Source organism: Cyanobacteria bacterium FACHB-DQ100 (genome assembly GCA_014695195.1).
Classification (GTDB): domain Bacteria; phylum Cyanobacteriota; class Cyanobacteriia; order Leptolyngbyales; family Leptolyngbyaceae; genus Leptolyngbya.
Map to the genome: position 1 here is coordinate 20875 of JACJNW010000018.1, position 9952 is coordinate 30826.

A 9952-nucleotide genomic window follows, 5' to 3' on the forward strand; every position below is an offset into this window, starting at 1 on the left:
AATCTTAAGCTAACCGTCTGTGATTGCTGTCCTATGTACCTCGTCACCACCAACGCCGATCGTATCCCCACCGACCATCAAATCATTATGGTCGATGGCACTGTCCCCGATTGGGAAGCGAAACCGGGCGACCTGCACTGGGATCATCATCGCCCCAGTGGAGCCGATATCCAGATCGATGAAATTCCCACTCCCAATGAGCGACCGCTGATCGAAGAACAACCCACACCCCAACCTCCTTGCTTCGTCACCACAATGGTCGATGCCGATGCCTGCTGTGCTGCGGCTTGGGTACAGCTACCGCGTGAGGTACTGACCGATGAAACGGTGACAAAATTTAAAGCGATCGCTTGGGATTGTGATCATCTTACGGTTCCAGAAGCACTGAAGTCGTATGCGGAGTTTGCTGCCAAAGCTGTTGTGGCGCTTAAAAACTCTAGCGACGGGATCGCTGCCGATCTTGGATTACCCCCGGAACGCAAAGAGTGGGCAAACGAACATTGGGAGGCCTATTCCTCAGAAGCATTTCGGCGGGGAACAGAATGGCTAATAGAAGCCGCACAGGGAGATCGTCTCTATCCAGGCGAGGGCGGAGAAGCAGATGATTACTGGCAGCAGATTGAAGCGGATGCGCAGATGCTGATGGACGATCATCGAATTCAATTTGTCCCCACCAATCGGGGGGAAATAGCAGTCTGCGATCAAAAGAGTACCAGCTATGCGATCGATCCAAGATCGTTTTACCATGCCATTCCCAAGCTGCGCGAGGCATCGGCAGATCCTCTACGTCCTGAAGCCGTCACGATTCGAGATCATCGCTCAGGCGGTACGCAATACACGCTGGGCAGCATTCCTCTACATCCACAGCAGCACACGCTCGATTTTACTCAGGGGATATTCGATCGCCTCACCCAAGCAGAACAAGCGAAAGATCCAAAATCGGGCACATGGGGCGGGCGGCGCACCGTTGGGGGATCTCCCTGGAATACGCCTTCTCAGCTCACTCTAGAAGAAATCATTACCCTGCTGGACTAAATCGCGTTCTGGCAGGGGCTCTGCAGTCACCCTCGTTGTAGTTCACGATGACAGACTTCAAGACTTGTGACATTCATTCTCTCTTTCAGAGATTAACAGGATTCTCTCCGCGCCAATTTCAACATCAAACCATTACCACCATTCTTTCTGGAAAAAATGCGCTGCTGCGTGCCCCAACGGGCGCAGGCAAAACCGAAACCGCGATCGCTCCATTTCTCTTTGCTAAAGCCATAGGGCTTGAAGCGTTTCCCAACAAGCTGATTTATGTTGTTCCACTCAGAACGCTAGCCACTAGTTTGCGTGATCGCGTTGAGCAATATGTTAGAGACTGGGAAGCGATCTATCCGACCAAACGCCCTTTAGCTGTCACTTTGCAAACGGGTGAAAATCCAGAAGACCCCCGGTTTGAAGGTGATATTATCTTCTGCACGATTGACCAATTGTTGAGCAGCTTCCTCAGCATTCCCTACTCGGTCGGTCGGGGTTCTGCGAATGTGAATGCAGGCGTTGTGTTTGCTGCCTATCTTGTGTTTGACGAACTGCATCTACTGGATCCAGATCGCTCATTTGCAACGACCTTAGAACTCTTAAAGCAGGTACAGGGGATTTCTCCTTTCCTGCTGATGACTGCAACCCTGACAGAAGAACTTGCAGAGCAAATTTGCCAGGAACTTCAATCACTCACTCCTCGGCAAAAGCAATCCTCAACAGAAGCCATTCAACTGATGACTGTTGTAGACGAGGATCTGAGGGTGATCGAGACTCGTCAGCGATATTTTGAGGCGGCAGATCTCCCGCTGACTGCTTCAGCTATCGTACAGGATGTGCTAAAGCATCAGCGCCAGCGGGTGATTGTTCTTTGCAATACCGTCGCTCAAGCTCAGGGTCTCTTTCAGGACTTGCAAGATGAAGTGAGCGGTCAGCTAATCAAAGTCTCACTGCTACATTCGCGATTTCTATCTCGCGATCGCAAACAGAAAGAAACTAACCTAAAACAAAGATTTGGAAAAGCCGGATACCAAAAGCAAGATGGATATTGTCACATTCTGATTTCAACTCAGGTGATTGAAGCGGGAATAGATCTCACCTGTGACGTGATGCACACCCTGCTATGCCCGATGAATTCCCTTCTGCAACGAGCAGGGCGCTGTGCGCGGTTTTCTCATCAGACCGGATGGGTGAAAGTGTATCGCGAGGTGCAAACCAGTGGAGCTCTAACTGAAATCACTCAATCTGAAGACGATGACGATCGCATTGCTGAAGTTGAACAGCGATCGCGGCGAAGGTTTCTTCCTTACGAAGATTCAGTTTGTGAGCTAACTTGGACGGTTTTACAGCGAACAACTCATCTAAACCTGTCAGTTGGGTATGAGATTGAAGCACGTTGGGTCAACGAAGTGCATGAAGCAGGAGATCAGCAGCAGGCGAAAAAACGGCAGGAAAATGCATCAGAGTTTCATAAACTGTTTCGCAAAGCTATCTTCGAGGGAGAACAAGTTGCCCAAAAATTGATCCGTCTGGTGGACAATCGCAGCATTTTTATGGTTGAAGAGCAGCCGACGATTGATCTAGATTTGCCTGAAGTCGATTTACAAGGGCTAGAAGCCTTCTCTCTGCCCAGAACAACGCTGCTCAAAATCTTCCGCGAGTTTCAAGAGAGCCATGCTCAAGATTGGATTTTCAAAGAAATTGTGCAGCCTGAGAAAACCAGTGAGGGCTACAGTTTGCCTGTTGCTAGACCGATTACGGATCAGCGCGCAATTAGCAATAGTATCCGATTGCTGGTCAATCCGACCTATGTGGACTATGACGATCAAATTGGCTTGCAAATTGGTGCGGAGGTCGAAGGAAACTATCGCTCTCAGGTGAAAACCGTCAAATCAGATCGGCAGGAATACCGCTATCGCATGGATACCTATGTGGGTCACTTGGGAAGGATTTGGACGTGCTGGAAGCACCCTTTTCCGCTGATTCAACCCCAGTATCAAAGTATGCGGGATGAGCAGTTGAAAGCTGGAGGACGGTTTATTCGACACACGTTCTTTACTGATGCAACGCAGAACCAGGCAGAAGCACTATTTGAGCTCCTCGTTCTTCTAGCCGTCATCACTCATGATCTCGGGAAACTCCAGGTTCAGTGGCAGTCGGCGATGCGAGGGTGGCAGGCGATCGCGCATCAGCATTTCAAGGGCTCTAATCCAAAGGATTACCTGATTGCCCATACGGACTACGACCCAGCTGATGACCAGCAAAAAGACAACGAGGGAAGAACTCAAAAAGAGAGCCTGAAAGCGTATGAAAAGCGAAATGCGCGTCCGACTCACGCGATCGAAAGTGCGTTTCTGGCAGGTGAAATTCTGGAAACCACATTGATTCCTGTGTTAGAGAACGTTTTTCAAGCGAGTGCTGAGGTGAGTGATTGCTTCTGCACTGTCGTTGAGATGGTAGCGGGAAGGCATCACTCGGCCTGGGCAAAAGGTTGGGAATCGGATACGCTCGCAGAAATCAGGCGTGACCCACGACGTCGCGGCAAACTGCAGCTGCATGGGAGAACAAATGAAGCGATCGCTCAAAGCTGGCAACGGCTTCTAACCCCAAATCTTGTGCAAATTCTCTTGCTGACTGTTGAGCCTCCTGTACTCTCTCAGCAGGCCTATCCAGCGGGAGAAATTCGACTCAACGGCTTTATGGATCAGATGGAATATCAACAGCTCTACTGGCTTGTCGTGCGAGGGCTGCGAATCTGTGATGGGCGATCAGTTCAGATCTAGAGATTTGACTCGCTTTATTCAGGGTGTGAAATGGTTAGGCGGATGGGGCTAGGATTGCTACATATTAAACTTTATCGGAAATAGCAAGCAGTAGAGCTTCAAACTGGTTTCCTAGTTTCTCGTCAAACTAAGCGAATTTCAACTGGCGGTGGTCGAGACGAAAATTATGCAATCCACACGCCGTTTCCATCACTTGATCCACATAGTTCTCCTTACGATTCCGAAATTTCTGCATCACAATCGCAGACCGCTTGATGCCGCCAATGTGATGCTCAATCGGCACTCGTTGCTTGGAAATCAGTCGATTCAGTTGTTTTTCTGCGTCGGTCAGTTCTTGGTTACGCGGCTTCTTCTTCGGTTGCAGCACAATCACGCCCGTGGGTGCAAAGCCTTGAAAGCCCGTATCTTGCTACAAGCGACTGCCTTCTGGAAAGCGGTAGCCTTCTTCATCGGCTATCGCTTTGTCATGCTTTTTACCCTCGTAGGTCTTGCTCAAATACTTTACTTTGCCACGACGTTCAGCAATCAGAGTGTTCTTCACTGCATGGGCTTTCCGTTTGCCGCTGTAGTACTTTTTTCGTTCCTCCTTGTCCTGCGGACGATTAATCGTTCGGTCTGTCCCATCAATCACAAATTCCAGTGCTGGGCACTCATTCAAGATTGCTTCGAGCTTACGAGCATCCCGTTCGGGTAACTGTTTCTCATATCCCAAGGCTTGATTCAGCACGCCACTCAGCTTATGTATCCACTCATTCGCCTGCGGTTGTCCCATTCCAAACAGGTAGCCTTGTACCTCCTGGGTCGGGTACAACCGGAAGTACACTAAGATGAATAGCAGCTTGTCGCGATCTGCTTTCAGTTGTCCGGGTCGTCCACCCCCGTAGCTGCGTTGTCTTGTCTTCCCTTTGAGGTGATGTTCCACCACGTAGGCTTGCCAAGCTTGCTCGAACGATGGCAACAAGTCCTCAAACTCACTCAGGCTGATTCCGGTTAAGCTCTGAAAGATGCGGGGTTTGTTTCTCAAGCTTTGGTAGTTCAACATCACAATCGTTCTGAGAAGAAATTGAATTCTTGCTGTTCAGCTTAACTTATTTCCGATGAAGTTTATTCAACTCTGAGGCGGTTTTCATCGCTTCATACGTAACGGCTCGGAAATAGCCTCTTCCAAGGGTAGGTATTCTCTACTAAGGCTCAAATATTTAGACAACATCCATGAGTGGAGCAAACTCATGACCAAAACGCTTCGGGTTCCCAAGCTGTTTGGGACGTATGCTGATATGTTTCTCATGCTTGGAATAGTTCAGGTCGCTCAACAGATTCAGAGAGGTCTTTATGGCTTAGAGAAAATCATCCTTTGCGATCGCGGAACAGCTTACGAACTGAGTCTCGCGCAAGACATCCCCACAGATGAAGCTGCTAATGTGGCATTCTTCCATCTATTTCAGCCGGTCAAAGGTGCGAAAACCGATGTGTCTGGACTTCCACCGGATACCGATTTCTTTGACACCGTGAAGGAGTCCCAAGACCGTACTCGGTATCGAGAGTGGATGAGACTCCCTGCGAGTGAAAAACAGAACCTGCGTGAGGCAGAGCAACCCGAACCAGGATTTGATCCCCGAACGCAAAATGGAGTGATCTTGACCTCGATGCGGCACGATCGTAACCATAATGCCCTGTGGCTATCTGCCTTCGAGTTGCAATCCAATTTTGGGGCACTCCTAGCAGCGATTCTAGATGCATTTGATATCGCGAATTCTCCAGATGCAAGCGTGGCTCAATCGATCGCGGAGCGATTTAAGCAACGATCGGGTAAAAGCTTGCCCAAGCCCGGAAGCGCAGTTAAAGTGTTTCTTCCCACTTCCGTTCAAGGCGTGAATCGTTCTAAAGCAGATAGTAACCAGCTTGGAAGCAGCCAAACCGAGGAATGGGTCATCCTCTGGCTGATTGCCGCAGGTCTGCTTGAATTTGGTTTGTCAGAACGAGTCAAAGTTGCTGAGAGTACCTATGATTGGCGAGTGGTTACACTGGAGCCAAAAGAAATCTCGCTCTCTGACTACAGTGCTGCATTGACCGATCTGCGGAAAACCAATCCTCCAAGCGGTGCGTTTGGAGTTGCTCGGTTTGATGCAGAAATCGTACTGAAATTCTGCCAAACGCTTTTGAACGCACACCCTGCAAACAGCGTTGTTATACAACCCCAAGGACGCAGGCAGCGAGGCAGAGGAACCTCAATCAAAAGAATTGTCGGTGGCTTTAGCGGTACACACTTCAACTCGAAAGGGCAAGTCTATGGTGTAAAGGAGATCTTTAGTCTGGGTTTACCGGACTGGATTCGCCCTGCCAATCAGCAGGAGATTGGTGAGTATCAGGATGTATTGCTAGAGCATTTGAGCGTGGTGCGATCGCTTTCTGCCGACGAAGGGCACAGTGAACTGCTTGCTGCCTACCGAGATTTCATCGCAGGTTCAAATCTAGATCAATTCTTTCGATTCCAGGTGAGCTATGCCGACTATATCGTCAGGCAACTCGCTGATCCCAAACATAGGTTTTCACCCGCTCGATTTTCTAAACAAGGACTCGACATTATGACTCAAAGCTTCACGTCGCTGAAAGGCGACAAAGACTGGAATCTGACTGAGATCACAGAGAATCCGGGATTTCTTCGGATTGCGAAAGCGATCAATAGTGCCACAGTCTATGCCGGAAAAGATGAACATGGTTGGGAAAGACGGTATGGACTGGCTCAGCGACTGAGCAGTCAATCTGGTTCCAAAAAAGATTTCATCATTGAAATCACATCGTTTCTTGCAGATTACGAAAACGAGAATCTGCGAATTGATGAAGAACTGCAAAAACAAGGCAGACCTCGCCGAATTTGGACAACAAAAGAGGACTTAGACCATCTCATTCATCTAATCGAGAAGTTTGGCTCCAGTCTAGTTGGCAATTTGTTGATCGCCTATGGCTATGCAAAAGGCTGGGGTAAAGCTGTCGACCACAAAGCGCCAGGCTCACAGAATTCATCCGACACCGATCAAGAAGCTGCATAAGGAGGACTTAAACAATGGCTCAAGCGCATCAATTTCCGGTTTATTCAATCGCAGTCAATGGTCAACTATCGTGGCAGCTTCATGCATTGAACAATGAGGGTAATGAAGGCAATCAGTCTCTAACCCGCCGTTACTACGTGATCGGCAAGAACAATCCTGAGCCGCAGTATGTCAATGGCGTGTCTGGCGATATGCTGAAGCACATTCAGGCAAAACACTTGCATCGCATTGCGATCGAGAGCAGTTTATCCCTATCAGAAGGCGGCAAACGGTTTAATCCTGATCGCGTGGGCTACGACATTGAAGCTCAGAAAGACACCTTCTTCTCGGCACAAGAGACGAATCTGATCACCCGTACCGACAAAGTTCTCAAGCTCTGCACCATGAGCGATTTAGAAGGGTTTATGGTGACTGTGAAAGGTGGACAAACGCTCAAGCGTGAATCGGTGATTGAGTTCGGAACCGTGGTGGGAGTACCCACCCTAGTTAAAACCCAAAGCTACTTTCACGCAAAGTATGGTGAAGATAATCCCACACCTTACAATGTGCAGGTGAGTTCTGGCTTGTATGCGACGGTGTTAAACATCGAAGCCTTTCGCATCGGCTACAATCCCCATAACTTCAGCTATGCGATCAACAAAGCAGAATCAAAGCAACGATTGGATGCACTGCTGAAGAGCGTGCTGTATACGTTCTTGCAGCCTAATGGAGCCAAGCGTAACACTCATCTTCCTCACCCAGATGGTTTTTCAGGCGTGATCACCGTCAGTACAAAGCGCTGTCCTGCACCGATGGTTAGCCCACTTCAGCCGGATTTTGAGCGGCAGATTGAGAGCCTTGCTCAAACCCTGAATCGATTGAACGGTGAGGGCACGATTCGCCTTTATCCATTTGACACCCTTGCACAATTCGCAGATCAAATTGCCACCTTGATCGAGCAAGCGCAACCCTGGGAGAGTGACCATGCCGAAGCGGGAGAGTAAACCGAAAGACACTCAGGCAGTCGGAGGGTTAGGGGAAGCAACATGGCTGACGGTCAGCTATCAGCCTGTGAGCTTGTTTTCTCTAAAGCGATCGGATGCGACCAGTATGGCGGCACGATCAAACCTGGTTCCGACTCCCTATGCGATTAAAATGGCGCTTCTGCGAGTATTGCTTGAGGAACAGGGCAAGCAGCATCAAGAGAACTTCGATCTCTGGATCAAACAAGAATTTGCTTGGATACGGGATTTGCAAGTGTTTATGCTGCCGCCAGAAAAGCTGATCGTCAACCGCAACGGGTATAAGCTGCGCTACTACGACCAGACGGCGGATAAAGCAGATAAGAGCCGTTCCACCCTGCCCCTGCAAGATGGATTTGTCTTTCGCGAGTGGATACATTTGGAAGGCAATCTAAAGATTTGCGTGGGACAGAGCGATCGTCTGGTGGAATTAGAACATCTCTTTTCTCAAATCAACTACTTTGGCAAGCGAGGTTGTTTTTTCCAATACCTGCCCGATGAAATTCAGCGATCGAATGAGCCTGGATTTCAGGCAACTCCAGAACCAGGATTCACAGTACAGCCGATGGATGATTTAGGCGCAAAAGCCACCTTCAATCGCATCAATCCATTTTCAACCGAGAAAGCTCAACTCGATCGAGATCGCGTGATCAAACCGGGATTACTTCCGCTCCAACTCACCTCTACAAGTGCGCGTTATGACCTTTACATCCGACATTGAGTCAAACATTGCTGGACTGAGCGTAGTCCTAAAATCGAGTGTTGCTCCCCGCAAGCTCACCTCGCTCAAGGGCTGGTTGTCTGAGTTTGATCCGGCTCCAAGCTGGATTCCTCTGATTCCGAGAAATGGCGTAACCCGCGTAATGGCAGTACTTCCACAGACTCAGCCCTATCCAGAACTAATGCAAACGATTTGCCGTCAGATTGGAACAAGTACGACGATCGAGTGGCAGGGTCGCCCCTACGATATGACTGGAGTAGAAGTCGATTCTCATTCGCTCCATATTCTGCAAGTTCCGATCAGCGTTAGCGCAACATTGCCACCCACCTTAGGTCGAGCAATTCATGCCCTTTGCCTACGCTGGATTGGATTTGCAGATGAGGCGCTTGCCACTCAGCTACATCGGGCTGATGCTTTACCGATGACGCTGACAATGCGATCGCTCTCAGCCAAGCAGATGGTGTTGCGGATTGGACTCCTGCAAAAAGATCTCTTAGCACCATTACTTTGGGGACTGAGCCAGGATCTCGGGTCCGAAATGACCCTGACTGACATTCCTTGTCGCATCGGCAGAAACATTGAGATTCTGCAAACTAGCAGTTACGAAACGCTGTCGCAAGTTCCGTCCCAACGGGTGATTGATCTGCAATTTCTCACCCCCACGAGCTTTAAGCAGGGAAAAACAATCCAGCCCTTTCCCTTACCTGATTTAGTCTTTAGCAGCTTATTGCGGCGCTGGAATAGTTTTGCACCGCTTGAGTTACAGTTTCCTGAGCAAGAGTGGAGCGGAGTCACAGCAGCTTATGACCTCAAGACCTATGCACTTAAGATGAAAGGTGGCGCAGAGATTGGAGCGCAAGGATGGGCAAGGTATGAATTTAGCAATGAAGCACAAGCTCAGGTTGCAGCCGTATTGTCTCAATTTGCTCAGTTTGCGGGAGTGGGACGCAAAACTGCAATGGGAATGGGTTTAACCAAGCAGCTCGAGGCGACAAGGCAGAAAGGTTAGCGCTATTCTGCTTTATTCAACTCAATAGCTTAGCGGCTGGGGGCTTGCCATCAATTATCATTTCAAACTATGACAGAAGACTACTTGCCCCTAGCGTATCTCAATGCTTGGGAGTATTGCCCCCGGCGCTTTTATTTTGAGTACGTGCTGGGCGAAATGGAAGACAACGAACACATCATCTTGGGTCGTCATCTGCATCGCAACATCAATGAAGAGATTGTGGTGCAAGAGGGCGATACGCGCATTCACCAACAGCAGTGGGTGTGGAGCGATCGTCTTGGGGTCTCTGGCATCATTGATGCCGTTGAGGAGCGAGCGGGTGAGCTCATCCCGATCGAATACAAGAAGGGCAAGATGGCAAAGCA

General features: G+C 49.3%; 7 protein-coding genes and 1 pseudogene. 7 read left to right on the plus strand and 1 reads right to left on the minus strand.

The window, feature by feature from the left end; translation table 11 throughout:
* Positions 1-33 precede the first annotated feature (33 nt).
* Together H6F51_04860 and cas3 are read left to right on the plus strand one after the other, a co-directional pair.
* Positions 34-1035 (plus strand): hypothetical protein, encoded by a 1002-nt coding sequence (locus tag H6F51_04860; protein MBD1821828.1) that lies wholly within the window; start codon positions 34-36, stop codon positions 1033-1035.
* Between the two features lie 47 nt (positions 1036-1082).
* A complete protein-coding gene (cas3, locus tag H6F51_04865) occupies positions 1083-3806 on the plus strand; it encodes a CRISPR-associated helicase Cas3' (protein ID MBD1821829.1) in 2724 nt (907 codons plus the stop codon).
* A 127-nt stretch (positions 3807-3933) separates the two neighbouring features.
* Here the strand turns inward: cas3 and H6F51_04870 are convergent.
* Positions 3934-4851: pseudogene (locus tag H6F51_04870) on the minus strand (transposase).
* A gap of 184 nt (positions 4852-5035) precedes the next feature.
* On the opposite strand from H6F51_04870, the gene H6F51_04875 reads away from it, so the two are divergent.
* The 5 genes from H6F51_04875 to H6F51_04895 form a co-directional block, all read left to right on the plus strand.
* A complete protein-coding gene (locus tag H6F51_04875) occupies positions 5036-6856 on the plus strand; it encodes a hypothetical protein (GenBank protein ID MBD1821830.1) in 1821 nt (606 codons plus the stop codon).
* A 14-nt stretch (positions 6857-6870) separates the two neighbouring features.
* The gene (locus tag H6F51_04880) at positions 6871-7839 is read left to right on the plus strand and encodes a DevR family CRISPR-associated autoregulator (protein MBD1821831.1); all 969 of its coding nucleotides are present in this window, start codon (positions 6871-6873) and stop codon (positions 7837-7839) included.
* Positions 7840-7945: 106 nt separating this feature from the next.
* A complete protein-coding gene (locus tag H6F51_04885) occupies positions 7946-8578 on the plus strand; it encodes a hypothetical protein (protein MBD1821832.1) in 633 nt (210 codons plus the stop codon).
* The gene (gene cas6 / locus H6F51_04890; GenBank protein MBD1821833.1) at positions 8556-9587 is read left to right on the plus strand and encodes a CRISPR system precrRNA processing endoribonuclease RAMP protein Cas6; all 1032 of its coding nucleotides are present in this window, start codon (positions 8556-8558) and stop codon (positions 9585-9587) included. Before H6F51_04885 ends, cas6 begins: the two co-directional genes overlap by 23 nt.
* A gap of 69 nt (positions 9588-9656) precedes the next feature.
* A partial coding sequence (locus tag H6F51_04895; protein MBD1821834.1) for a Dna2/Cas4 domain-containing protein occupies positions 9657-9952 on the plus strand: 296 nt, incomplete at its 3' end.

Bases quoted from the DNA above. Each gene is read 5' to 3' on its own strand.
- H6F51_04880 (MBD1821831.1), top strand. From the start codon at position 6,871: ATGGCTCAAGCGCATCAATTTCCGGTTTATTCAATCGCAGTCAATGGT.
- cas3 (MBD1821829.1), top strand. From the start codon at position 1,083: ATGACAGACTTCAAGACTTGTGACATTCATTCTCTCTTTCAGAGATTA.
- H6F51_04875 (MBD1821830.1), top strand. From the start codon at position 5,036: ATGACCAAAACGCTTCGGGTTCCCAAGCTGTTTGGGACGTATGCTGAT.
- H6F51_04860 (MBD1821828.1), top strand. From the start codon at position 34: ATGTACCTCGTCACCACCAACGCCGATCGTATCCCCACCGACCATCAA.
- cas6 (MBD1821833.1), top strand. From the start codon at position 8,556: ATGACCTTTACATCCGACATTGAGTCAAACATTGCTGGACTGAGCGTA.
- H6F51_04885 (MBD1821832.1), top strand. From the start codon at position 7,946: ATGGCGGCACGATCAAACCTGGTTCCGACTCCCTATGCGATTAAAATG.